Origin of the sequence: Stenotrophomonas sp. Y-13 (assembly GCF_046267925.1) — a bacterium.
In the GTDB taxonomy this organism is placed as follows: Bacteria; Pseudomonadota; Gammaproteobacteria; order Xanthomonadales; family Xanthomonadaceae; genus Stenotrophomonas; species Stenotrophomonas acidaminiphila_A.
Genome location: NZ_CP176501.1, coordinates 2,995,755 through 3,018,800, shown reverse-complemented (window position 1 = coordinate 3,018,800; position 23,046 = coordinate 2,995,755). Strand labels below are relative to the sequence as shown.

18 protein-coding genes and 1 other RNA gene are annotated in these 23,046 nt (G+C 69.6%); 17 read left to right on the top strand and 2 right to left on the bottom strand.

What is annotated here, in order from left to right; all coding sequences use genetic code 11:
* Window positions 1–70 precede the first annotated feature (70 nt).
* An RNA gene (rnpB, locus tag ACJ7VY_RS13635) (RNase P RNA component class A) lies at window positions 71–422 on the top strand.
* A gap of 669 nt (window positions 423–1,091) precedes the next feature.
* On the opposite strand, the gene ACJ7VY_RS13630 is transcribed toward rnpB, so the two are convergent.
* Window positions 1,092–1,856, bottom strand: coding sequence for an NRDE family protein (locus tag ACJ7VY_RS13630; RefSeq protein WP_409475834.1), 765 nt, complete (start codon window positions 1,854–1,856; stop codon window positions 1,092–1,094).
* Window positions 1,857–2,231: 375 nt separating this feature from the next.
* Between ACJ7VY_RS13630 and ACJ7VY_RS13625 the strand changes: the two genes are divergently transcribed.
* The 14 genes from ACJ7VY_RS13625 (at window position 2,232) to lpxC (ending at window position 18,422) form a co-directional block, all read left to right on the top strand.
* Window positions 2,232–2,633 carry a division/cell wall cluster transcriptional repressor MraZ gene (locus ACJ7VY_RS13625; RefSeq protein WP_232528718.1) on the top strand — a complete coding sequence of 134 codons (402 nt, stop codon included), beginning with the start codon at window positions 2,232–2,234 and terminating at the stop codon, window positions 2,631–2,633.
* Window positions 2,634–2,647: 14 nt separating this feature from the next.
* The gene (gene rsmH, locus ACJ7VY_RS13620; RefSeq protein WP_409476818.1) at window positions 2,648–3,634 is read left to right on the top strand and encodes a 16S rRNA (cytosine(1402)-N(4))-methyltransferase RsmH; all 987 of its coding nucleotides are present in this window, start codon (window positions 2,648–2,650) and stop codon (window positions 3,632–3,634) included.
* Window positions 3,631–3,894, top strand: coding sequence for a cell division protein FtsL (ftsL, locus tag ACJ7VY_RS13615; RefSeq protein WP_054667605.1), 264 nt, complete (start codon window positions 3,631–3,633; stop codon window positions 3,892–3,894). The genes rsmH and ftsL overlap by 4 nt, the downstream gene beginning before the upstream one ends.
* Window positions 3,895–4,009: 115 nt before the next feature.
* A complete protein-coding gene (locus tag ACJ7VY_RS13610) occupies window positions 4,010–5,869 on the top strand; it encodes a penicillin-binding protein 2 (protein WP_313248133.1) in 1,860 nt (619 codons plus the stop codon).
* Window positions 5,866–7,410 carry a UDP-N-acetylmuramoyl-L-alanyl-D-glutamate--2,6-diaminopimelate ligase gene (locus ACJ7VY_RS13605; RefSeq protein ID WP_409475833.1) on the top strand — a complete coding sequence of 515 codons (1,545 nt, stop codon included), beginning with the start codon at window positions 5,866–5,868 and terminating at the stop codon, window positions 7,408–7,410. The genes ACJ7VY_RS13610 and ACJ7VY_RS13605 overlap by 4 nt, the downstream gene beginning before the upstream one ends.
* Window positions 7,407–8,789 carry a UDP-N-acetylmuramoyl-tripeptide--D-alanyl-D-alanine ligase gene (gene murF / locus ACJ7VY_RS13600; protein ID WP_313248135.1) on the top strand — a complete coding sequence of 461 codons (1,383 nt, stop codon included), beginning with the start codon at window positions 7,407–7,409 and terminating at the stop codon, window positions 8,787–8,789. The genes ACJ7VY_RS13605 and murF overlap by 4 nt, the downstream gene beginning before the upstream one ends.
* Window positions 8,779–9,864, top strand: a complete 1,086-nt coding sequence (mraY, locus tag ACJ7VY_RS13595) for a phospho-N-acetylmuramoyl-pentapeptide-transferase (RefSeq protein ID WP_104939600.1) — start codon at window positions 8,779–8,781, stop codon at window positions 9,862–9,864. Before murF ends, mraY begins: the two co-directional genes overlap by 11 nt.
* On the top strand, window positions 9,864–11,171 hold the full coding sequence (gene ftsW, locus ACJ7VY_RS13590) for a putative lipid II flippase FtsW (RefSeq protein ID WP_104939599.1): 1,308 nt from the start codon (window positions 9,864–9,866) through the stop codon (window positions 11,169–11,171). Before mraY ends, ftsW begins: the two co-directional genes overlap by 1 nt.
* 77 nt (window positions 11,172–11,248) lie before the next feature.
* Entirely contained in the window at window positions 11,249–12,298 is a 1,050-nt protein-coding gene (gene murG / locus ACJ7VY_RS13585; protein ID WP_240213287.1) for an undecaprenyldiphospho-muramoylpentapeptide beta-N-acetylglucosaminyltransferase, read from the top strand.
* A 43-nt stretch (window positions 12,299–12,341) separates the two neighbouring features.
* Complete coding sequence (gene murC, locus ACJ7VY_RS13580) at window positions 12,342–13,778, top strand: UDP-N-acetylmuramate--L-alanine ligase (RefSeq protein ID WP_104939597.1); 1,437 nt, start codon at window positions 12,342–12,344, stop codon at window positions 13,776–13,778.
* Window positions 13,779–13,878: 100 nt separating this feature from the next.
* A complete protein-coding gene (locus ACJ7VY_RS13575) occupies window positions 13,879–14,607 on the top strand; it encodes a cell division protein FtsQ/DivIB (protein WP_104939596.1) in 729 nt (242 codons plus the stop codon).
* The gene (ftsA, locus tag ACJ7VY_RS13570; RefSeq protein WP_054667596.1) at window positions 14,604–15,839 is read left to right on the top strand and encodes a cell division protein FtsA; all 1,236 of its coding nucleotides are present in this window, start codon (window positions 14,604–14,606) and stop codon (window positions 15,837–15,839) included. The genes ACJ7VY_RS13575 and ftsA overlap by 4 nt, the downstream gene beginning before the upstream one ends.
* 175 nt (window positions 15,840–16,014) lie before the next feature.
* The gene (ftsZ, locus tag ACJ7VY_RS13565; RefSeq protein ID WP_104939595.1) at window positions 16,015–17,244 is read left to right on the top strand and encodes a cell division protein FtsZ; all 1,230 of its coding nucleotides are present in this window, start codon (window positions 16,015–16,017) and stop codon (window positions 17,242–17,244) included.
* A 266-nt stretch (window positions 17,245–17,510) separates the two neighbouring features.
* Complete coding sequence (gene lpxC / locus ACJ7VY_RS13560; protein WP_161613802.1) at window positions 17,511–18,422, top strand: UDP-3-O-acyl-N-acetylglucosamine deacetylase; 912 nt, start codon at window positions 17,511–17,513, stop codon at window positions 18,420–18,422.
* Window positions 18,423–18,602: 180 nt separating this feature from the next.
* On the opposite strand, the gene ACJ7VY_RS13555 is transcribed toward lpxC, so the two are convergent.
* A complete protein-coding gene (locus tag ACJ7VY_RS13555; RefSeq protein ID WP_104939594.1) occupies window positions 18,603–19,040 on the bottom strand; it encodes a DciA family protein in 438 nt (145 codons plus the stop codon).
* Window positions 19,041–19,052: 12 nt separating this feature from the next.
* Between ACJ7VY_RS13555 and ACJ7VY_RS13550 the strand changes: the two genes are divergently transcribed.
* Together ACJ7VY_RS13550 and secA are read left to right on the top strand one after the other, a co-directional pair.
* Window positions 19,053–20,003, top strand: a complete 951-nt coding sequence (locus ACJ7VY_RS13550; RefSeq protein ID WP_104939593.1) for a M23 family metallopeptidase — start codon at window positions 19,053–19,055, stop codon at window positions 20,001–20,003.
* A 157-nt stretch (window positions 20,004–20,160) separates the two neighbouring features.
* Window positions 20,161–22,872, top strand: a complete 2,712-nt coding sequence (gene secA / locus ACJ7VY_RS13545; protein ID WP_312345543.1) for a preprotein translocase subunit SecA — start codon at window positions 20,161–20,163, stop codon at window positions 22,870–22,872.
* Window positions 22,873–23,046 lie beyond the last annotated feature (174 nt).

The window sequence follows — 23,046 nt, the reverse complement described above, 5'->3', positions numbered from 1 at the left end:
TGAAGTCTGTCCGGCGGACTTTCGCGGTAATGCCCGCAGCGCCGCCGCCAGCACGTACAATGCGCACGGCGGAGTCGGCCGGACAGTCGCGTCGTTCCTTCGGGAACGCCGAGGAAAGTCCGGGCTCCACAGGGCAAGGTGCCAGGTAACGCCTGGGCGGCGCGAGCCGACGGAAAGTGCAACAGAAAGATACCGCCTACGTCTCCTTCGGGAGGCCGGTAAGGGTGAAATGGTGCGGTAAGAGCGCACCGCGAGTCCGGTAACGGACCGGCACGGCAAACCCCACCTGGAGCAAGACCAAATAGGGACCTAATGGCGTGGCCCGCGTCGGGTCCGGGTAGGTTGCTCGAGCGTCACGGTGACGTGGCGCCTAGAAGAATGACTGTCCACGACAGAACCCGGCTTACAGGCCGGCTCCGCCGCTTTTCCCGCCTGCTGGCGGGAAAAGCCCCACAGTTTTGTACCGCGGAGGCGGTACAAAACTGTGGGCCCCGGGCCCTTTGCCCTCCACAACCCCGCGCCTGTCGGCGCGCCCCCTTTACTAAAGGGGGCTGTGGCTCCGGTTGCATGGCTTTGCTCGCTTCGCATCGCGTTCGGCCGGCGTAGAAGCGGGCTGATCTTTGCGCTGGTCGTGGTCTGGAGCTGCTGCTCCGGTGGCATGGCTTTGCTCGCTTCGCGTCGCGTCGGGCAGGCGTAGGAGCGAGCTGATTCTTGCGGTGGTCGTGGTCTGGAGCTGCTGCTCCGGTGGCATGGCTTTGCTCGCTTCGCATCGCGTCGGGCAGGCGTAGGAGCGGGCTGATCCTTGCGCTGGTCGTGGTGTGGAGCTGCTGCTCCGGTGGCATGGCTTTGCTCGCTTCGCATCGCGTCTGGCAGGTGTAGGAGCGGGCTGGTCCTTGCGCTGGTCGTGGTCTGGAGTCGCTGCTCCGGTGGAATGGCTATGCTCGCTTCGCGTCGCGTCGCGTCGCGTCGGGCAGGTGTTGAAGCGGCCTGATTCTTGCGCTGGTCGTGATGTGGGGCGCTGCTTCGAAGGCATGGTTTGCCCGCTTCGCATCGGGGTGGGTGCGTGGGGCGATACGCGTGCCGCGGTGTGGTCAGGGCGCGATATCCAGCCGGCTGTGGCCCAGGAACACGCCTTGCGGGCCGAAGCGGCGTTCGGCGATGAAGCCGTGGCCGTCGTGGTCGATGGCGATCACGGTGCTGGCGCGGGTGCCGTAGTCCTGGCCGCGGATGAAGGCGGCCGACAGCAGGCGCTCCAGCGGCAGGGTGATGCCGGTCGCCGGCAGTTCGGCGTCGTCCGGGCGCCATTCGTCGGCGAGCGCGGCCCACAGGTCGTCCAGCGGCGGGTCGTCCCGTCCCAGCCAGTCCTCCAGCGCGGCTGCCAGGCGCCGGGTTTTCGGCCACGGCGCGTCGAGCGCGCCGTTGGACATGCCGTGCACGCCCGGTGCCAGGGCCTGCCGTGCCGGCGGGTGGTTGCCCAGGTAGTGGCAGCCGTCGGCGTCGGCCAGCAGCAGGTTGAACGGTGCGTAGTCGCCGGCCTGGGCCGCCAGCCGCTCGACCTGCCCGGCCGCAGAGGGGCCGGCGCCGGCCAGGTAGTCGGCCACCAGGGCGCCGCGCGACGGTCCGCCGCTGGTGGCGCCGGGGTCGCGCACATTGGTGATCACCGCCACGCGGCCGTTGCCGCCGATGCCCATCCAGGTGCCGCCCGAGCGCAGGTCGCGGCCGGCGACCACGCCCTCGTGCGGCGCCGGCCAGCGCGCCAGGGCCGCGCTCGGGCGGGCGTGGAACTCGTCGCGGTTGCCTGCCATGAACAGGCGCCAGCGGGGGTGGGATTTCCAGGCGAGCGCGACCAGGCACATGGCGCCAGTGTGCCTGCCTGCGCGGGTCGCGGCCACGGCGCGCTGAATGGTGGGCCTGCCCGGGCGGCGTTTTCACGCGGCTTCCACACGCCTGAATTTCCTTGAAATCTCAAAATTTGAGACGAAACAGCAACTTGTGGATAAAGTTTGAACAAGTCTCTAAAGATCGGCGCAAGCCCTTGATGCGAATGACGATTTTGCCCGCTAAAAGTTGTTGACAAGCCTTCGCCCGCTGCTAAGGTGGTCATCCGAGGGAAAACCGGGTTTTTTGTGGTTTTCCGTGGTTCAATGACCGCCCAGGCGACATCAGGCACTGAAGGTAGAGACGGCGTGTTTCAAGGCGAGACGGCCATCACGGTTGACGACAAGGGACGCATGGCGGTGCCCACCGCCTACCGCGACCTGGTCGCGCGTGCCAGCGGCAACCGCCTGGTGCTGACCTACAACCCGTTCGAAGCCGGGTGCCTGTGGCTGTACGCCGAGCAGGAGTGGGAGCGGGTGCGCGACGACGTGATGGCCAAGCCCAACACCCAGCGCGTGGTGCGCACCCTGCAGCAGAAACTTGTCGGCTCGGCCGCCCATCTGGAACTGGATGGCAATGGCCGCATCAGCCTGCCGTCGAGCCACCGCAACGCGGTCGGCATCGAGAAGAAGGCGGTGCTGATGGGCATGGGCGACAAGTTCGAACTATGGAGCGAGCAAGCGCATCGCGCACTGATCCAGCAGACGTTGTCTGACGAGGATCTGGGCGATGGGCTGCTCGATCTGAAGTTGTGAGCCGGGGTGCCCGGGTGCGCGGTCAAGCGCAGGCCGGTCACCCTCCGGTGTCGCAGCCGCCGGCGGCTCACCTGCCGGTGCTGTACACCCAGGTCCTGCAGGGCCTGAGGGTGATCGAGGACGGTACCTATCTGGACGGCACGTTCGGCCGTGGCGGCCACGCCGGCGGCGTGCTGCGCCAGCTCGGCGCGCATGGCCGCCTGCTGGTGATGGACAAGGATCCGGAAGCCATCGCCGTGGCCGAGCGCGATTTCGCGCCGGACCCGCGCGTGGCGATCCATCGCGGCAGCTTCGCCGACCTGCTGGGCTGGAGCGAGACCGCTGCCGGCCTGGATGGCGTGCTGTTCGACCTGGGCGTGTCTTCGCCGCAGCTGGACGTGGCCGAGCGCGGTTTCAGTTTCGGCAAGGACGGTCCGCTGGACATGCGCATGGACCCGGACGCGGGCGAAAGCGCGGCGCAGTGGCTCAACCGCGCCGAGGAGCGCGAGATCGCCGACGTGCTGTGGACCTATGGCGAGGAGCGGCAGAGCCGCCGCATCGCCCGCGCCATCGTCCAGTACCGCAGCGCCAGGCAGCCGTTCTCGCGCACCGCCGAACTGGCCGAGCTGATCGCGTCGGTGATGCCGCGCGGCAAGGACAAGATCCACCCGGCCACGCGCAGCTTCCAGGCCATCCGCATCCACATCAACCGCGAGCTGGCCGACCTGGAGGCCGGTCTGGATGCGGCGCTGGCGCGGCTCAAGCCCGGTGGCCGGCTGGCGGTGATCAGCTTCCATTCGCTGGAAGACCGCATCGTCAAGCAGTTCATGAACCGCCACGCCAAGGCGCCGCCGAGCAACCGCCGGCTGCCGGAAGTGCAGGCGTTCGTGCCGACCCTGGACCTGGTCGGCGGCGCCATCAAGGCCGGGGACGACGAGCTGGCGGCCAACCCGCGCGCGCGCAGCGCGGTGCTGCGGGTGGCGGAAAAGCGCGCGCCGGCCACCGACGGAGGTGCCGCATGAGCCGGCTGCTGCTGGTGGTGCTGCTGGCCTGCACGATCGCCTCGGCGATCGGCGTGGTGTTCATGCGTCACCGCCATCGCCAGCTGTTCGTGGAGCTGTCGCGGCTGGAGCACGCGCGCGACGAACTCAATATCGAATTCGGCCGCCTGCAGCTGGAGCAGGCCACCCTGGCCCAGGCCACCCGCGTGGACCAGGAGGCGCGCGGGCGCCTGGGCATGAAGTTCCCGGAAGCCGGCGACATCGTGGTGGTGCGGCCATGAGCACGCGCCAGGATACCCGTTGCGCATGGCGACGCCGCCCGCAGGGTGGCGCAGGGCTGGTTTGTGCCCCTGCAAAACCGGCATTCCCGCCGTCCATGGCGGCCAGGGGTGCGCGATGAACGCCCCCCGCCGCAACCGCAACCGCAGCCAGTTCAACCTGCGCAGCCGCATGCTGATGGTCGGCGCGGGCCTGGGCCTGTGCGCGGTGACCCTGGTCGGCCGCGCCGCTTACGTGCAGCTGGTCAACAGCGATTTCTACCAGCGCCAGGGCGAAGCGCGTTACCTGCGCGAAGTGCCCATCGCCACCTCGCGCGGCATGATCACCGACCGCAACGGCGAGCCGGTGGCGGTGTCCACCCCGGTCGCCTCGATCTGGGTCAACCCGCAGGAGCTGCTGCGCGCGCCCGGACGCATCCCCGAGCTGGCGCAGGCGCTGTCGCTGCCGGTGGACGAGCTGACCGCCAAGCTCACGCAGAAGGCCGACAAGGAGTTCATGTACCTGCGCCGGCGCATGAACCCGGACGTGGCCGAGCAGATCGTCGCGCTGAAGATTCCCGGCGTGTTCGCGCAGCGCGAGTTCCGCCGCTATTACCCGCAGGGCGAGGCGATGGCCCACGTGCTGGGTTTCACCAACATCGACGACCATGGCCAGGAAGGGCTGGAGCTGGCGTTCGACGAATGGCTGCGCGGCAAGCCCGGTGCCAAGAAGGTGATCCGCGACCGCAAGGGCGCGATCGTGGAGAGCATCGACCTGGTGCGCGCCGCCGAGCCCGGCAAGGACCTGACCCTCAGCATCGACCGGCGCATCCAGTTCCTGGCCATGCGCGAGCTGCGCAACGCCGTCACCGCCAATGAAGCCGCCGGCGGTTCCATCGTGATCATGGACGTGGCCACCGGCGAGATCCTGGCCATGGCCAACCTGCCGACCTACAACCCGAACTCGGTCAGCGGGGCGACCCCGGATGCGCGCCGCAACCGCGCCGTGACCGACCTGGTCGAGCCGGGTTCGACGATGAAGCCGCTGACCATCGCCACCGCGCTGCAGCACCGCGTGGTCACCCCGGACACCATCATCGACACCAACCCCGGCTACCTGTCGCTGGGGCGCTATACGATCCGCGACGTGCCGCGCAACAACGGCGTGCTCAACGTCACCGGGGTGATCACCCGCAGCTCCAACATCGGCGCGGCCAAGATCGTGGCGCGGCTGCCGGACCAGACCTTCTACGACGCGGTGCGCGCCTTCGGTTACGGCGTGGCGCCGCACAGCGGCTTCCCGGGCGAATCGGCCGGCGTGGTGCCGTCGCCGGGCAGCCCGGGCTGGTACGGTACCACCAAGACCACCATGTCCTACGGCTACGGCCTGTCGGTGACGCCGCTGCAGATCGCGCAGGCCTACTCGGCGCTGGCCAACGGCGGCCGCGTGATCCAGCCGACCTTCGTCAAGGGCCAGCACAACGAAGCGCGCCAGGTGATCGAACCGGCGGTCGCGCAGGAAGTGGTGCGGATGATGGAGACGGTGGTCACCCAGGGCGGTGCCAAGCAGGCGGCGATCCTGGGTTACCACGTTGCCGGCAAGACCGGTACCGCGCGCAAGAACGGCCCCAACGGCTACGAACGCGGCCACTACAACCTGCTGTTCGCCGGCGTGGTGCCGGCCACCAACCCGCGCTTCGCCGCGGTGATCGTGGTCAACGACCCGCGCGGCAGGCTGCAGTACGGCGGCCTGGTATCCGCGCCGGTGTTCCACCACGTGATGGAGGGCACCCTGCGGCTGATGGACGTGCCGCCGGACGACATCCAGTCGTGGCTGGCGGCGCAGGCCGCGGGCAAGGTCGGCGGCAACCCGCTCCACAACCCGGCCACGCTGCCGGTGCCGCAGGACCCGGCCGAGCCCAATATCGACGCCGAGTTCAACGCCGCCATTCCCACCGCCACCGCGCCGCAGCCGGTCACGCCGGAGGTGCGCCAGTGAGCCGCACGATGCCGCTGTCGCAGCTGCTGCCCGACCTGGCCCTGGCCCGTGATCCGCAGATCGGCGGGCTGGTGCTGGACTCGCGTCAGGTGCGCCCCGGCGATGCCTTCGTCGCCATCGCCGGTTTCGGCGCGCATGGGCTGGGCTTCGTCGAGCAGGCCCGGGCCGCCGGCGCCAGCGCCATCCTGTTCGACCCGCCGGCGCCGGCGGAACTGCCGGCACCGGCCGATGCCATCGCCGTGCCCGGCCTGCGCAGACGCATGGGCGCGATGGCCGACCAGTTCCACGGCCAACCCTCGCGCGCGATGACCATGGTCGGCGTGACCGGCACCAACGGCAAGACCTCGACCGTGCAGCTGCTGTCGCAGGCCTGGCACCTGCTGGGCATCCGCAGCGGCAGCATCGGCACGCTCGGCGTCGGCCTGTACGGCGACGTGGTGCCGACCGGCTTCACCACGCCGCTGGTGCTGCAGATGCATGAAGTACTGGCGCGGCTGCGCGACCAGGGCGCGCAGGCGGTGGCGATGGAAGTCAGCTCGCATGCGCTGGACCAGGGCCGCGTCGATGCCGTGCATTACGACGTGGCGGTGTTCACCAATCTCACCCGCGACCATCTGGACTACCACGGCGACATGGCCAGCTACGGCGCGGCCAAGGCGCGGCTGTTCCACCGCGACGGGCTGAAGGCAGCGGTCATCAACCTGGATGACGCGTTCGGCCGCGAACTGGTCGGCACGCTCGCCAGTGGCGTGCGCGCCATCGGCGTGAGCTCGACCGGGCAGGCCGGCGCCACGGTCCGTGCCGAGGCCCTGGTGCTGGACGGGCAGGGCATCGGCTTCGACCTGGTGATCGGCGGCGAGCGCCACTCGCTGCGCTCGCCGCTGCTGGGCCGCTTCAACGTCGACAACCTGCTGGCGGTGGCCGGCGCGCTGCACGCGCTGGGCCAGCCGGCGGCGACCATCGCCGGCGTGCTCGGCCGGCTGCAGCCGATCCGCGGCCGCATGAACCGCCTCGGCGGGCAGGGCGAGCCGACCGTGGTCATCGACTACGCGCACACCCCCGACGCGCTGGAGCAGGCGCTGCGCAGCCTGCACGGCCACCTCGACGGCCGCCTGCTGTGCGTGTTCGGCTGCGGTGGCGAGCGCGATACCGGCAAGCGTCCGCAGATGGCGGCCATCGCCCAGGCCCATGCCGACGTGGTGTTCGTCACCGACGACAACCCGCGCGGCGAGGATGGCGACGGCATCGTCGCCGACATCATGGCCGGCTTCGCCACGCACGCCGAAGCGGCGCGCCAGCCCACCGAAATACACGTACAGCGCGACCGTGCGCGCGCCATCGGCGCGGCCATCGCCCAGGCCGGCCCAGGCGACATCGTGCTGGTCGCCGGCAAGGGGCACGAGCCCTACCAGGAGATCGCAGGCATCAAGCATCCATTCGACGACACCGACGTCGCCTCGCGCGCGCTGGCCAACCGCCGCCAGGGCGTGTGCGCCACGCACGGCTCCAACGACGGCCAGACCGCGGGAGGTGCCCGATGAAGCGCACCCCGTTGTCGCTGATCGCGCACTGGGCCGGCGGCGAACTGCATGGCGAGGATGCGAGCATCGACGCCATCGGCAACGACAGCCGCACGCTGGCGCCGGGCAGCCTGTACCTGGCCCTGCGCGGCGAGCGCTTCGACGGCCACGATTTCGCCGCCAGCGCCGTGGACAACGGCGCCAGCGCACTGCTGGTCGAGCGCCTGCTGCCGCTGGACGTGCCGCAGGTGGTGGTCGCCGACGCCGAACGCGCGCTGGCCCGGATCGCCACCGCGATGCAGCGCGACCGCGCCACCCGCGTGTTCGCCATCACCGGCAGCAACGGCAAGACCAGCGTCAAGACCCTGCTGCTGGCGATCCTGCAGCACGTGGCGATGGTCGAGGGCCGCCAGGTCTACGCCACCCCGGGCAACCGCAACAACGAGATCGGCATGCCGCTGGCGGTGATCGACGCGCCGGAAGACGCCGATTTCGCGATCTACGAGATGGGCACCGGCAAGCCGGGCGACATTGCCTACCTGACCGCCATCGCCGCGCCGGACGTGGCACTGGTCAACAACGTCGCGCCCGCGCACCTGGAGCGCATGGGCAGCCTGCTGGAGATCGCCAACACCAAGGCGGCGGTCTACGACGACCTGCGCGAAGGCGGGGTGGCCGTGGTCAACGCCGACGACGCGTTCGCCCCGTTCTTCGCCGAGCGTGCCGGCGCCCATCGCGTGCTCCGCTTCGGCCTGGAAGCCAGCGCCGACGTCACCGCCAGCGCCATCGTGCTGGCCGAAGCCGGTTCCCGTTTCCGCCTGCACGCGCCGCAGGGCGAGGCCGAGGTGGCGCTGCAGCTGCCGGGGCGGCACAACGTGCTCAATGCGCTGGCCGCCGCATCGCTGGCGCTGGCCGCCGGCATCGCCCTGCCGCGGGTGGCCGAGGGCCTTGCGCAGGCGCGCCCGGTGGCCGGCCGCCAGGTCGCGCATGTGCTGCCCGGCGGCGCGGTGCTGGTCGACGACAGCTACAACGCCAACCCGGGTTCGCTGGCCGCGGCGATCGCCGCGCTGGCCGCGGGCAAGGAAGACGCCTGGCTGGTGCTGGGCGACATGCGCGAGCTTGGCCCCGATGCCGAGGCGCTGCATGCGCAGGCCGGCCGCCGCGCGCGCGAAGCCGGGCTCAAGCGGCTGTATGCGCTGGGGCCGCTGAGCGCGGCCGCCGCCGCCGCGTTCGGCGAGGGCGGGCGCCATTTCGACAGCCACGCCGCGCTCGCCGCGGCGCTGGAAGCCGACCTTCATGCTGGCGTGCGGTGCCTGGTCAAGGGCTCGCGCGGCAGCGCCATGGACAAGATCGTGACCGCGCTGCTCAAGCGTGGCGAGGACACACCGCATGTTGCTTGAACTGGCCCGTTGGCTGCAGCAGCTGGACGACCTGTTCCGGTTGTTCAACTACCTCACCTTCCGCGGCATCCTCGCCGCGCTGACCGCGCTCGGCCTGTCGCTGTGGCTGGGGCCGGCGGCGATCCGCCGCCTGGCGCAGCTCAAGGGCGGGCAGCCGATCCGCAAGGACGGCCCGCAGTCGCACTTCTCCAAGGCCGGCACCCCGACCATGGGCGGCGGCCTGATCCTGCTGTCGGTGCTGCTGTCGGTGCTGCTGTGGGGCGACCTGCGCAACCGCTACGTGTGGCTGGTGATGGCGGTGATGCTGTGCTTCGGCGCCATCGGCTGGTACGACGACTGGATCAAGATCGCCAGGCGCGACCCCAACGGCCTGAAGTCGCGCTGGAAATACCTGCTGCAGTCGATCTTCGGCCTCGGCGCCGGCCTGTTCCTGTTCCATACCGCCGACGTGCCGGCGGCGCTGACCCTGTACATCCCGATGTTCAAGGCCATCGCGCTGCCGCTGGCCGGGATCAGCTTCGTCGCCATCGCCTACTTCTGGATCGTCGGCTTCTCCAACGCGGTCAACCTGACCGACGGCCTGGACGGGCTGGCGATCATGCCGACCGTGCTGGTCGCCTGCGCGCTGGGCGTGTTCGCCTACGCCTCGGGCAACGCGGTGTTCTCCAGCTACCTGCAGATCCCGCAGATCCCCGGGGCCGGCGAGCTGGTCATCATCTGCGCGGCGATCGCCGGTGCCGGGCTCGGTTTCCTGTGGTTCAACACCTACCCGGCCATGGTGTTCATGGGTGACGTCGGCGCGCTGGCGCTGGGCGCGGTGCTGGGCACCATCGCGGTGATCGTGCGCCAGGAGCTGGTGCTGGTGGTGATGGGCGGCGTGTTCGTGATCGAGACGCTGTCGGTGATGATCCAGGTGGCCAGCTTCAAGCTGACCGGCAAGCGCGTGTTCCGGATGGCGCCGATCCACCACCACTTCGAACTCAAGGGCTGGCCCGAGCCGCGGGTGATCGTGCGCTTCTGGATCATCTCGGTGGTGCTGGTGCTGATCGGCCTGGCGACGCTGAAGGTGCGCTGATGGACGATACCGCGCGCCAGGCAACCCGGCTCGAAGCGATCGGCGGCCACTACGACAAGTGGCTGCTGGGCGCGGCCGTGGCGCTGGCGTCGCTGGGCATCGTGATGGTCGCCTCCAGCTCCATCGCGCTCACCCAGAGCCCGTTCTACTACCTGACCCGGCACCTGGTGTTCATCGGCATCGGCGTGGCGCTGGCGGCGGTGGCCATGCGGGTGGAGCTGCGCGACGTCGAGAAGTACAACCACCTGCTGCTGCTGGGCTGCTTCGCGCTGCTGGTGGTGGTGTTCGTGCCCGGCCTGGGCAGCACCGTCAACGGCGCGCGCCGCTGGATCAACCTGGGCGTGTCCAAGTTCCAGACGGTCGAGGCGGTCAAGGTGCTGTACATCATCTGGCTGTCCAGCTACCTGGTGCGCTTCCGCGACGAGGTCAACGCCACCTGGCAGGCGATGCTCAAGCCGGTGGGCGTGGTCGGCGTGCTGGTGGTGCTGCTGCTGCTGCAGCCGGACTTCGGTTCGTCGATGCTGCTGCTGGGCATCACCACCTGCATGCTGGTGCTGGGCGGCGCGCAGCTCAAGCGCATCGTGCTGCCGGTGCTGCTGATGCTGCCGGCGCTGGTGCTGCTGGTGATCTTCGAGCCGTACCGCATGCGCCGCGTGACCTCGTTCATGGACCCGTGGGAAGACCAGCTGGGTTCGGGCTACCAGCTGTCCAACGCGCTGATGGCGATCGGCCGCGGCGAATGGACCGGGGTGGGCCTGGGCGCGTCCATCCAGAAGCTCAACTACCTGCCCGAGTCGCATACCGACTTCATCTTCTCGGTGATCGCCGAGGAGCTGGGCTTCGCCGGCGTGTGCACGATCATCGCGCTGTACGCGCTGCTGGTCGGCCGTGCGTTCTGGCTGGGCATGCGCTGCATCGAGATGCGCCGCCACTTCTCCGGCTACATCGCCTTCGGCGTGGGCCTGTGGATCGGCCTGCAGACCTTCGTGTCGATCGGCGTGAACCTGGGCATGCTGCCGACCAAGGGCCTGACCCTGCCGCTGATCTCCTCCGGCGGTTCCAGCGTGATGATGACCTGCGTGGCGGTCGGCGTGCTGCTGCGCGTGTCGTGGGAATACAACCGCGCGGTGCGCCGCCAGGAAGTGCGTGATGACGCCGACGTGGCCGACGTGCCGGCGGACGCCGCCGCGCAGCCGGCCGAGCCGGCCACCGCCAGCGCGATCGCCGCGGCCATGCAGGCCGGTGCCGCGCGCGGCACCAGCCGCATGCAGCAGCGGGTCGAACCGACCTTCGGGAGGATCGCGTGATGACGCAACCCTCGCAGCATCCTTCGCAGCCGCAGGCGGCGACGCCAGCGCAAGGCACCCCGCGGCCGGTGCTGATCATGGCCGGTGGCACCGGCGGGCACATCTTCCCGGGGCTGGCCGTGGCGCGGGTGCTGCGCGGGCGCGGCATCCCGGTGACCTGGCTCGGCGCCGAGGGCGCGATGGAAACCCGGCTGGTGCCGCAGCACGGCATCGCTATCGACACGCTGGCGATCTCCGGCCTGCGCGGCAAGGGCAAGCTGGCGCTGCTGGCGGCGCCGCTGCGGGTGCTGCGCGCGATCCGCGCCGCCGGCTTCATCCTGCGCGAGCGCAACCCGCGCGCGGTGGTGGCGTTCGGCGGCTTCGCCTCCGGCCCCGGCGGCATGGCGGCGCGCCTGCACGGGCTGCCGTTGCTGGTGCACGAACAGAACCGCGCGCCGGGCATGACCAACCGCATCCTGTCGCGCTTCGCGCGGCGCCTGCTGACCGGCTTCCCCGGCAGCTTCGCCAGCGGCGAAGAGGTCGTCGGCAACCCGGTGCGCGCCGAGATCGCCGCGCTGCCGGCGCCGGAGCAGCGCCTGGCCGGCCGCAGCGGCCCGATGCGGGTGCTGGTGCTGGGGGGCAGCCAGGGGGCGCGCGCGCTCAACAACGCGGTGCCCAAAGCGCTGGCCGCGTTGGCCGGCAGCGTCGCCATCGAGGTCTGGCACCAGTGCGGCGAAAAGCTGCTCGACGAGGCGCGGCGGTCCTACCGCGATGCCGGCGTCGACGGCCGCGTCGATGCCTTCATCCAGGACATGGCCGCGGCCTATGCCTGGGCCGACCTGGTGGTGTGCCGTTCCGGCGCGTCGACCCTGGCCGAACTGTGCGCGGTGGGCGTCGGCAGCGTGCTGGTGCCGTTCGCCGCGGCGGTCGACGACCACCAGACCCGCAACGCCGAATACCTGGTCGAGCGCGGCGCCGCCGAACTGCTGAAGCAGGACGACGCGCTGGCCACCCACCTGGAGGGCGTGCTGCGCGCGCTCGCCGCCACTCCCGCCCGACGCATGCAGATGGCCCAGGCCGCGCGTGCGCTGGCCAAGGCCGATGCGGCCGAACGCATCGCCGACATCATCCTCGAGGAAGCAGCATGAACACGGCACCGCGCACCCGCGCCCGCCTCGCCGGAGGCCGCGCATGATCCGCCGCCTCCACGACACCACCGACCTGGTCCGGGCGTTCCCGCGGGTGCATTTCGTCGGCATCGGCGGCACCGGCATGAGCGGCATCGCCGAGGTGATGCTGACCCTGGGCTATGAAGTTTCCGGCTCGGACAATGCCGACAACGCCGCCACCCGCCGCCTGGCACGGCTGGGCGCGCGGGTGATGCGCGGACACTCCGCCGCCAACGTGCTCGGCACCGACTGCGTGGTGGTGTCCAGCGCCATCCGCGAAGACAACCCGGAACTGATGGAGGCGCGCAGCCAGCGCATCCCGATCATGCCGCGCGCGGCGATGCTGGCCGAGCTGATGCGCTTCCGCCGCGGCATCGCCGTGGCCGGCACCCACGGCAAGACCACCACCACCTCGCTGACCGCCGCGGTGCTCAGCGAAGGCGGGCTGGACCCGACCTTCGTGATCGGCGGGCAGCTGTTGGCCGCCGGCGCCAACGCCAAGCTCGGCGGCGGGCAATGGCTGGTGGCCGAGGCCGACGAGAGCGACGGCAGCTTCCTGCGGCTGAATCCGCTGGTGGCGGTGATCACCAACATCGACGCCGACCACCTGGAGAACTACGGCAACGACTTTGCCCGGGTGCAGGCGGCGTTCGCCGAGTTCCTGCAGCGGCTGCCGTTCTACGGGCTGGCGGTGCTGTGCATCGACGACCCGGAGGTGGCCGCACTGGCCACGCAGACCCCGCGCCACGTCATGACCTACGGCATGAGCGGCAACGCCGACGTGCGCGCCGAGGACGTGGTGCAGGACGGCGCGCGCATGCGCTTCACCCTGCGCCTGCCCGAAGGCAGCAGCGTGCCGGTGACGCTGGCGCTGCCGGGCCGCCACAACGTGCTCAACGCGCTGGCCGCCGCCGCCATCGGCTGGCAGCTGGGCGTGGCGCCGGAAACGATCGCCGCCGCGCTGGAGAAGTTCGAGGGCGTGGGCCGCCGCTTCAACGACCTGGGCGTGGTCACCACCGCCAAGGGCGCCCGGGTGCGGTTGATCGACGATTACGGCCACCACCCGCGCGAGCTGGCCGCAGTGTTCGCCGCCGCCCGTGGTGGCTGGCCCGCGCAGCGGCTGGTGGTGGCGTTCCAGCCGCACCGCTACAGCCGTACCCGCGACCAGTTCGACGCGTTCGCCGCGGTGCTGTCGGAAGTCGATGCGCTGGTGCTGAGCGAGGTCTACCCGGCCGGCGAGGCGCCGATCCCGGGTGCCGATTCGAAGTCGCTGGCCCGCGCCATCCGCGCCCGCGGCCGCAGCGAGCCGGTGGTGGTCGGGCATGCCCATGACCTGGTGTCGGTGCTGCCGGACGTGCTGCGCGACGGCGATCTGCTGCTGATGATGGGCGCCGGCGACATCGGCCACGTCGCCCAGCAGATCGCCAGCGGCGGTTTCCAGGAGGCGCGGGACGAATGAAGCCCTGCCTGCTTCCGCTGATGCGCACCCCGCTCGTGGCCGGCAACGGCCGCGGCGCGGTGCCGTCGCGCGGAACCACCAGGACCGGCGGGGGGCGCGCATGAGCGCGTTGCTGCGCATCCTCGCCTGGCTGCTGGCCATCGCCCTGGTGGCGTTGCCGGTGGTCGCGGTGCTCAACGGCTGGGTCGGCGCCGAGCGCTGGCCGTTGACCCGGCTGCGCGTGCACGGCGAGTTCAAGCGCGTGCCCGGCGAGGAGCTGCGCAAGGCGCTGCTGCCGTATGCCCGCGCCGGCTACTTCGCGGTCAAGCTGCAGGATGCGCAGCACGCGGTGGAGCGGCTGCCGTGGGTGGAGAGCGCGCAGGTGCGCAAGCAGTGGCCCGACGTGCTCGAGGTGAGCGTGGTCGAACACAAGCCGTTCGCGCGCTGGGGCAAGGACCGGCTGCTGTCCGAACAGGGGCGGCTGTTCGCCACCCCGCACGGGCTGGAGAACGCGCCGTTGCCCGAGCTCGATGGCCCGGACAGCAAGACCGCCGAGGTGGTCGAGCTCTACAACGACTCGCGCGCGCTGTTCGCACCGGTGGGCATCGACGTGCGGCGGGTGGCGATGGACGCGCGCGGCAGCTGGTCGCTGGCGCTGGACAACGGCACCGAAGTCATCGTCGGCCGCGACGATGCGCGCTCGCGGCTGGGTCGCTTCGTGCGCGTGCTGCCCCAGTTCACCCGCACCCAGGTGCCGATCGTGCGCGCCGACCTCCGCTACACCAACGGTTTCACGCTGAGCTGGGGAACTCCGCCGCCGGCAGCAAAGCAGACGCAGGACAGGACATGAATCGCAAGGGTGACAAATCACTGATCGTCGGCCTCGACATCGGCACCTCCAAGGTGGTGGCACTGGTGGGCGAGTACTCGCCGGGCAGCCCGATCGAGGTGATCGGCATCGGCTCGCACGAATCGCGCGGGCTCAAGCGCGGCGTGGTGGTGGATATCGAATCGACGGTGCAGTCGATCCAGCGCGCGATCGAGGAGGCCGAACTGATGGCCGGCTGCGAGATCCGCTCGGTCTACGCGTCGATCTCCGGCAACCACGTGCAGTGCCGCAACTCGCAGGGCATCACCCCGATCCGCGAGGGCGAGGTGACCTGGGGCGACCTGGACCGGGTGCTGGAGGCGGCCAAGGCGGTGGCGATCCCGGCCGACCAGAAGATCCTGCATGCGATCCCGCGCGAATACGTGCTGGACGACTCGCAGGAAGGCATCCGCAACCCGGTCGGCATGACCGGCGTGCGCCTGGAGGTGCACGCGCACCTGGTGGTCTGCGCGCAGTCGGCCGCGGCCAACATCAGCAAGTGCGTGCAGCGCTGCGGCCTGCAGGTGGACGACCTGGTGCTGTCCTCGCTGGCCTCCAGCGTGGCGGTGCTGACCGCCGACGAGCGCGAGCTCGGCGTGGTGATGGTGGACATCGGCGCCGGCACCACCGACATCGCGGTGTTCGTGCAGGGCGCGATCTGCCACACCGCCTCGCTGCCGATCGCCGGCGACCACGTCACCAACGACATCGCGCATATGCTGCGCACGCCGACCCCGGAGGCCGAGCAGATCAAGGTGCGCTACGCCTGCGCGCTGGCGCAGCTGGCCACCGCCGAGGAGAGCATCCAGGTGCCGTCGGTCGGCGACCGCCCGCCGCGGCGCATGCCGCGCGCCTCGCTGGCGCAGGCGGTGCAGGGCCGTTACGAGGAGATCTTCGAGATGGTGCAGGCCGAACTGCGCCGCTCGGGCTTCGAGGAAATGGTGCGCGCCGGCATGGTGCTCACCGGCGGCGCCTCGAAGATGGAAGGGGTGGTCGAACTGGCCGAGGAAATGCTGCAGATGCCGGTGCGCGTGGGCATCCCGCAGCACGTCACCGGGCTCGGCGAGGTGGTCGGCAACCCGGTGCACGCCACCGGCGTGGGCCTGCTGCTGATGGGCAGCCAGATCGAACACCCGCGGCGTCCGTCGCTGCCCACCGGGCGCGCCGGCACGCTGTTCAACAAATTGAAGAACTGGTTCCGCGGCGAGTTCTGACGCGGAACGGGCGGTAACGCCGGCCGCTGGCCGGTGATTGAAGCAGGGCGGTACCCCGCAATGGCGCAGGCCACGCGGGATTCCAACGACAACTGCCGCAATGGCGGCGCGGTGACCAAGGGCAGGACGCCTGCGGGGCCACGCCAACGGAAGCGGTTATAACGAGGACATGGACATGGCACATTTCGAACTGATCGAGAAGATGGCACCCAATGCGGTGATCAAGGTGGTGGGCGTGGGCGGTGGTGGCGGCAACGCCGTGGCGCACATGGTCAACTCCAGCGTGGACGGCGTCGAGTTCATCACCGCCAACACCGATTCGCAGGCGATCAAGAACTGCGGCGCCAAGCTGCAGCTGCAGCTCGGCACCAACGTCACCAAGGGCCTGGGCGCCGGCGCCAACCCGGAAGTCGGCCGCCAGGCCGCGCTGGAAGACCGCGAGCGCATCATGGACGCGCTGCAGGGCGCGGACATGGTGTTCATCACCGCCGGCATGGGCGGTGGCACCGGCACCGGCGCCGCGCCGGTGGTGGCGCAGCTGGCCAAGGAAATGGGCATCCTGACCGTGGCCGTGGTCACCAAGCCGTTCCCGTTCGAGGGCCGCCGCCGCATGCAGGTCGCGCTCAAGGGCATCGAGGAACTGAGCCAGCACGTCGACTCGCTGATCACCATCCCCAACGAGAAGCTGATCACCGTGCTCGGCCGCAACGCCACCATGGTGCAGGCCTTCCGCGCCGCCAACGACGTGCTGCAGGGCGCGGTGCAGGGCATCGCCGACCTGATCGTGCGCCCGGGCCTGATCAACGTCGACTTCGCCGACGTGCGCACCGTGATGTCGGAAATGGGCCTGGCGATGATGGGCACCGGCACCGCCCGCGGCGACGACCGCGCCCAGGCCGCCGCCGAGGCCGCCATCCAGAACCCGTTGCTGGACGACGTGAACCTGGCCGGCGCCAACGGCATCCTGGTCAACATCACCGCCGGCCCGGACTTCACCATGAGCGAGTTCGACGAGATCGGCCGCACCATCGACGGCTTCGCCTCGGAAGACGCCACCGTGGTGGTCGGCACCGTGCTCGACCCGGACATGCAGGACGAAGTGCGGGTGACCGTGGTCGCCACCGGCCTGAACCGCGCCGTGGCCAAGAGCGCGCAGCGCCCGGGCGAGCGTGCGCCGATCAAACTGGTGCGCAATGCCACCACCGGCCAGGCCGAGTTCGGCGGCGACTACGAAAGCCCTGCCGATGCCGTGGCCAAGGCCGTGGGCAGCTCGCTGGGCATGGGCCTGCGCCGCCCGAGTTCGGACACCGTGGCCGCGTCGGCCCCGGCGGCCGCACCGGCCGCGGCGGAACTGCCGAGCGACTACCTGGACATCCCGGCGTTCCTCCGCCGCCAGGCCGACTGACCGGCCGGTCGCCAGCGCCGGGCGTCCCCGACGGGACGCCTGCGGCGGGCGGCATGGCCGGCAGGCGGTGAGTTGTCGTGGACGCCGGGGTTGTCCTCCCCGGTAGCAGCATCCATGTCCGTTGCTGCCGGGCCAGGATCGGCCCGGCGGCAGCTTCGCCTCCCCGGAGGAGGCGTGCCGGCCACGCGCCAGGGACGGATGTTGATGCGTGTTATTCTTGTTTGGTTATGGCCGCGCTCCGGGCGGTCCCTCCAGAACGTACCCCGATGATCCAGCAGCGCACCCTCAAGAACACGATCCGCGCCACCGGCGTCGGCCTGCACAGCGGCGACAAGGTCTACATGACCCTGCGTCCGGCACCGGTCGACCATGGCATCGTGTTCCGCCGCGTGGACCTGGACCCGGTAGTGGAAGTGCCGGCGCGCGCGGACCTGGTCACCGAAGTGACCCTGTGCACCGGCCTGACCTGCGAAGGCGCCAAGATCCAGACCGTCGAGCACCTGATGTCGGCCATGGCCGGGCTGGGCGTGGACAATGCCATCGTCGAGCTGTCCTCGGCCGAGCTGCCGATCATGGACGGTTCCTCGGGCCCGTTCGTGTTCCTGCTGCAGTCGGCCGGCATCGTCGAGCAGGCGGCGCCCAAGCGCTTCCTGCGCATCCTCAAGACCGTGGAAGTGCGCGACGGCGACAAGATCGCCCGCTTCGAACCGCACGAGGGCTACCGGCTGGGCTTCACCATCCAGTTCGACCACCCGATGATCCCGGCCCGGCAGTCGCGGGTGGAGATCGACTTCTCCACCGCCGCCTACATCAAGGAAATCTCCCGCGCGCGCACCTTCGGCTTCATGCGCGACCTGGAGTACATGCGCGAGCGCAACCTGGGGCTGGGCGGCTCGATGGACAACGCCATCGTGCTGGACGAGTTCCGCGTGCTCAACGACGACGGCCTGCGCTACGCCGATGAGTTCGTGCGCCACAAGATCCTCGACGCGGTCGGTGACCTGTACCTGGCCGGGGGGCCGGTGCTGGGCGCCTACGAGGGCTACAAATCCGGCCACGCGCTCAACAACAAGCTGGTCCGTGCCCTGCTGGCCGATGCCAGTGCGTGGGAGTGGGCGTGCTTCGATTCGCCGGCCGCCGCCGACCCGATCGTGTACGGGGCGGTAGCCTACGCCTGAATGGGCGGCACGCCGACAGGCGTGGACAAAATGTGAATCCAGGCGCCGTTTCGGCCTGAATTTAACCATTAATTAACAAAACACTAACGCCTCCACTGCAAGTCGCGGCTAGGATTCCTGCCGGCTTGGTGCGGGGGTTCTTCGGGATGCCCGCCTGCGGTGGAGGAACGCCACCCGCATTCAGGAACGGGTGCCCTTCACATCCGCCAGACAAGCCAGGGCGTCGCGCAGGCCTTTGTGCGTGGCGGCCGTTACTGCGTGAGTACTGCGCTGGTCGTTTCGCACCGGGGAGGGTGCAGGCGCGGTGGCAGTCTTGACGGTCACCCGGGTGGCCTTCAGCCCGATGGATCGGGCCGCGTCGAGCAACTGGTTTTCGGCAAGCCTGACCTTGGCGTGCCAGACCGGCGATTCGACGAGAAAAACGAGGTGTTCGCCGTCCACATTGGCCAGCCGGCAACGGTTGCCCAGCGCAGGCGGCAGATGGGGGCGCAACTGCCGGTCCAGCGCATCGAGCCACAGGGCTCGCCGCAACGGGTTCCCGGTTTTGTCCGCCATCACCGCTTCCAGCGCCTGCTTGGGCGCGCTGCGGGAACGAACGCTGGATTTCGGCTCAGACATAAGAATTCTTCGATGGCATTCAAAAAGATCGTAATCAAAACACGGGGGCAGCAGGCAAAAACGCCGTTGGCGCGCCTGCAGGTGTTTTTCGAGGATAGGCCAAAGGCCCTGCTGGGCAGCGTGATGGGCCTGGGTTGCCTGGTCGGCGTGGGCCTTACCCTGGGCGTCGGCGCGGCCGGTGACGCGGCGTTGCGCGCGCAGGTCGAACGCCAGGAGCGCGAACTTGCCAAGGTGCAGGCCGACGCGCAGACCCAGGTCAACGCGCTGGCGGCGCGGCTGGGCGAGCTGCAGGCCCAGGCCACGCGCCTGAACGCGCTGGGCGAGCGCCTGACCCAGATGGGCAAGCTCGAGGACGGCGAGTTCGATTTCAACGAGACGCCCGGCCTGGGTGACGGCGATGCCGGCCCGGCGCAGGACATCCCGCTGAGCGCGGTCAACAGCGACTTACAGGTGCTGGAGCAGCGCTTTGCTGCTTCAGGCAGGCAGTTGTCGGTGCTCGAATCGCTGCTGTTCGACCACCAGCTGGAGCAGAACGCGGTGCCTTCGCGCATGCCGATCCGCAACAGCTACGTGACCTCCGGCTTCGGCACCCGTGCCGATCCGTTCGGCCGCGGTGCCGCCACCCACAAGGGCATGGACTTCCACGCCCGCGTCGGCGACCCGGTGACCGCGGTGGCCGAGGGCGTGGTCAGCTTCTCCGGGGTCAAGGGCGGCTACGGCAACGTGGTCGAGGTCGACCACGGCAATGGCTACAAGACCCTGTACGCGCACAATTCGCGGCTGAGCGTGCGCGAGGGCGATCTGGTCCGGGTCGGCCAGGAAGTGGCCAAGGCCGGTTCCACCGGGCGTTCCACCGGCGCGCACGTGCACTTCGAGGTGTGGCAGGACGGGCGCGTGGTCAACCCGCGCAAGTTCCTGGGCGACGGCAGCACCACCCCGGTGGGCCGCGTCCGGCGTGGCTGAGGGGCGCCTGCGGGCGCTTGAATCGCCAGGCGCCCGCCCCAAGCTACAATAGGCGTTGCCATCGACAGGGCGCATTGCGCCCTGTTTCGTTTGTGCCCGGCTGGTCCCGCTTGGGGTGGGGGCCGCGCACGGCATTCCATTCAAACCGGTTCCTTCAATGATCAACAGCCTGCTTACCCGCGTTTTTGGCAGCCGCAACGAGCGCCAGCTCCGCCAGCTCAACCGTATCGTCGCCAAGATCAATGCCTTGGAGCCGGAAATCCAGAAGCTTTCCGACGACCAGCTGAAGGCCAAGACCCCCGAATTCCGCGAGCGCATCGCCGCCGGCGAAGCGCTGGACAAGGTGCTGCCGGAAGCCTTCGCGGTCTGTCGCGAGGCCTCGCTGCGGGTGCTGGGCATGCGCCATTACGACGTGCAGCTGATCGGCGGCATGGTGCTGCACCTGGGCAAGATCGCCGAAATGCGCACCGGTGAAGGCAAGACCCTGGTCGCCACCCTGCCGGTCTACCTCAACGCGCTGGAAGGCAAGGGCGTGCACGTGGTCACCGTCAACGACTACCTGGCCCGCCGCGACGCCGCGCAGATGGGCAGGCTGTACAACTGGCTGGGGCTGAGCGTGGGCGTGGTCTACCCGGGCATGCCGCATGGCGACAAGCGCGAGGCCTACGCCGCCGACATCACCTACGGCACCAACAACGAGTTCGGCTTCGACTACCTGCGCGACAACATGGCGCTGACCCGCGCCGACCGCTACCAGCGCGGCCTGCACTACGCGATCGTCGACGAAGTCGACTCGATCCTGATCGACGAAGCGCGTACCCCGCTGATCATCTCCGGCCCGGCCGACGATTCGCCGGAGCTGTACATCCGCGTCAACCGCGTGGTGCCGCAGCTGGTCAAGCAGGAGACCGAAGAGGGCGAGGGCGACTACTGGGTCGACGAGAAGGGCAAGCAGGTGCACCTGTCCGAAGCGGGCATGGAGCATGCCGAGGAACTGCTGCGGCAGGCCGGCATCATCGACGCCGACAACGACGGCGGCCTGTACGCCGCGCAGAACCTGACGGTGGTCCACCACCTCAATGCCGCGCTGCGCGCGCACGCGATCTACCAGCGCGACGTGGACTACATCGTGCGCGACGGCGAGGTGGTGATCGTCGACGAGTTCACCGGCCGCACCCTGGCCGGCCGCCGCTGGTCCGACGGCCTGCACCAGGCGGTGGAAGCCAAGGAAGGGGTGCCGGTACAGCGCGAGAACCAGACGCTGGCCAGCATCACCTTCCAGAACCTGTTCCGCATGTACAAGAAGCTGTCCGGCATGACCGGTACGGCCGACACCGAAGCCTACGAATTCCAGAGCATCTACGGCCTGGAAGTGGTGGTGATCCCGACCAACAAGCCGACCATCCGCAAGGACCACCCGGACCAGGTGTTCCTCAACCGCAAGGGCAAGTTCAACGCGGTGCTGGCCGACATCGAGGAATGCGCCAAGCGCGGCCAGCCGGTGCTGGTCGGCACCACCTCGATCGAAACCTCGGAGATGCTGTCCGAGCACCTGCGCAAGGCGGGCGTGAAGCACGAAGTGCTCAACGCCAAGCAGCACGACCGCGAAGCGACCATCGTCGCCAACGCCGGCCGCCCGGGCTCGGTGACCATCGCCACCAACATGGCCGGCCGCGGCACCGACATCGTGCTCGGCGGTTCGCTGGAGACCGAGCTGCAGGAGCTGGGCGAGGACGCCAGCGCCGAGCAGAAGGCCGCGGTCAAGGCCGCCTGGCAGGAACGCCACGACGCGGTCAAGGCCGCCGGCGGCCTGCACATCGTCGGCACCGAGCGGCATGAATCGCGCCGCATCGACAACCAGCTGCGTGGCCGCTCCGGCCGCCAGGGCGACCCGGGTTCCTCGCGCTTCTACCTGTCGCTGGAAGACAACCTGATGCGCATCTTCGCGTCCGACTGGGTGCAGAAGGCCATGCGCCTGATGGGCATGAAGGAAGACGACGTCATCGAGGACCGCCTGGTCAGCCGCCAGATCGAGAAGGCGCAGCGCAAGGTCGAGGCGCACAACTTCGACATCCGCAAGAACCTGCTGGACTTCGACGACGTCAACAACGACCAGCGCAAGGTGATCTACGCCCAGCGCGACGAGCTGCTCGACGCCGAGTCGGTCAAGGACAACATCGACGGCATCCGCGGCGACGTGATCTATGACCTGGTGGCCCGCTTCGTGCCGCCGAATTCGGTGGACGAGCAGTGGGATCTGCCGGGCCTGCAGGCCACGCTGGAGTCGGACCTGGGCGTGCAGATGGACCTGGTGGGGCTGTTCAAGCAGCACGAGGAACTGGACGCCGAAGGCATCGCCCAGGCCGTGGCCGCCCACATCGAACAGCACTTCGAGCAGAAGGAAGCGGCGGTCGGTGCCGAAACCATGCGCGCGCTGGAGAAGCACGTGATGCTGACCGTGCTCGACCAGAGCTGGAAGGAGCACCTGGCGCGCATGGACTACCTGCGCCAGGGCATCTACCTGCGCGGTTACGCGCAGAAGCAGCCCAAGCAGGAATACAAGAAGGAAGCCTTCGAGCTGTTCTCCGAGATGCTGGAGAACGTCAAGCGCGAGGTGATCCAGCTGCTCTCGCGCGTGCGCATCCGCAGCGAGGAGGAAGTGGCGGCGATGGAGGCGCTGGAGCGCCAGCAGGCCGAAGCGCGCCTGCAGATGTCGCAGTTCCAGCACCAGGACAACGGCGGCTACAGCGCCGACGAGGAAGCGGCCGACGTGCAGGCCGCGCTCGCCGAGCCCAAGGTCGGGCGCAACGATCCGTGCCCCTGCGGCAGCGGCAAGAAGTACAAGCACTGCCACGGTCAGCTCAACTGAAGGCTGAGTTGACCGTGGTGTAGCCCGCGCAGCGGGCTACACACCCATGATCCGTTGCACGGATCATGGGTACACGGTCCTTATCCCCTATCCCCCGCGCCTTCGGCGCGCCCCCCTTGCCAAGGGGGGCTCCTCATCGAGTGGATATCCGCAATGCCGGCCATTGGCCGCGAC

Excerpts from the sequence above, each read along its gene's own strand:
- ftsW (WP_104939599.1), top strand. The coding sequence starts at position 9,864 with ATGGACGATACCGCGCGCCAGGCAACCCGGCTCGAAGCGATCGGCGGC.
- ACJ7VY_RS13625 (WP_232528718.1), top strand. The coding sequence starts at position 2,232 with ATGGCGGTGCCCACCGCCTACCGCGACCTGGTCGCGCGTGCCAGCGGC.
- mraY (WP_104939600.1), top strand. The coding sequence starts at position 8,779 with ATGTTGCTTGAACTGGCCCGTTGGCTGCAGCAGCTGGACGACCTGTTC.
- lpxC (WP_161613802.1), top strand. The coding sequence starts at position 17,511 with ATGATCCAGCAGCGCACCCTCAAGAACACGATCCGCGCCACCGGCGTC.
- ACJ7VY_RS13630 (WP_409475834.1), bottom strand. The coding sequence starts at position 1,856 with ATGTGCCTGGTCGCGCTCGCCTGGAAATCCCACCCCCGCTGGCGCCTG.
- ftsL (WP_054667605.1), top strand. The coding sequence starts at position 3,631 with ATGAGCCGGCTGCTGCTGGTGGTGCTGCTGGCCTGCACGATCGCCTCG.
- murG (WP_240213287.1), top strand. The coding sequence starts at position 11,249 with ATGGCCGGTGGCACCGGCGGGCACATCTTCCCGGGGCTGGCCGTGGCG.
- ftsA (WP_054667596.1), top strand. The coding sequence starts at position 14,604 with ATGAATCGCAAGGGTGACAAATCACTGATCGTCGGCCTCGACATCGGC.
- ACJ7VY_RS13550 (WP_104939593.1), top strand. The coding sequence starts at position 19,053 with ATGGCATTCAAAAAGATCGTAATCAAAACACGGGGGCAGCAGGCAAAA.
- ACJ7VY_RS13575 (WP_104939596.1), top strand. The coding sequence starts at position 13,879 with ATGAGCGCGTTGCTGCGCATCCTCGCCTGGCTGCTGGCCATCGCCCTG.
- murC (WP_104939597.1), top strand. The coding sequence starts at position 12,342 with ATGATCCGCCGCCTCCACGACACCACCGACCTGGTCCGGGCGTTCCCG.
- ACJ7VY_RS13555 (WP_104939594.1), bottom strand. The coding sequence starts at position 19,040 with ATGTCTGAGCCGAAATCCAGCGTTCGTTCCCGCAGCGCGCCCAAGCAG.
- murF (WP_313248135.1), top strand. The coding sequence starts at position 7,407 with ATGAAGCGCACCCCGTTGTCGCTGATCGCGCACTGGGCCGGCGGCGAA.
- ACJ7VY_RS13610 (WP_313248133.1), top strand. The coding sequence starts at position 4,010 with ATGAACGCCCCCCGCCGCAACCGCAACCGCAGCCAGTTCAACCTGCGC.
- secA (WP_312345543.1), top strand. The coding sequence starts at position 20,161 with ATGATCAACAGCCTGCTTACCCGCGTTTTTGGCAGCCGCAACGAGCGC.
- ftsZ (WP_104939595.1), top strand. The coding sequence starts at position 16,015 with ATGGCACATTTCGAACTGATCGAGAAGATGGCACCCAATGCGGTGATC.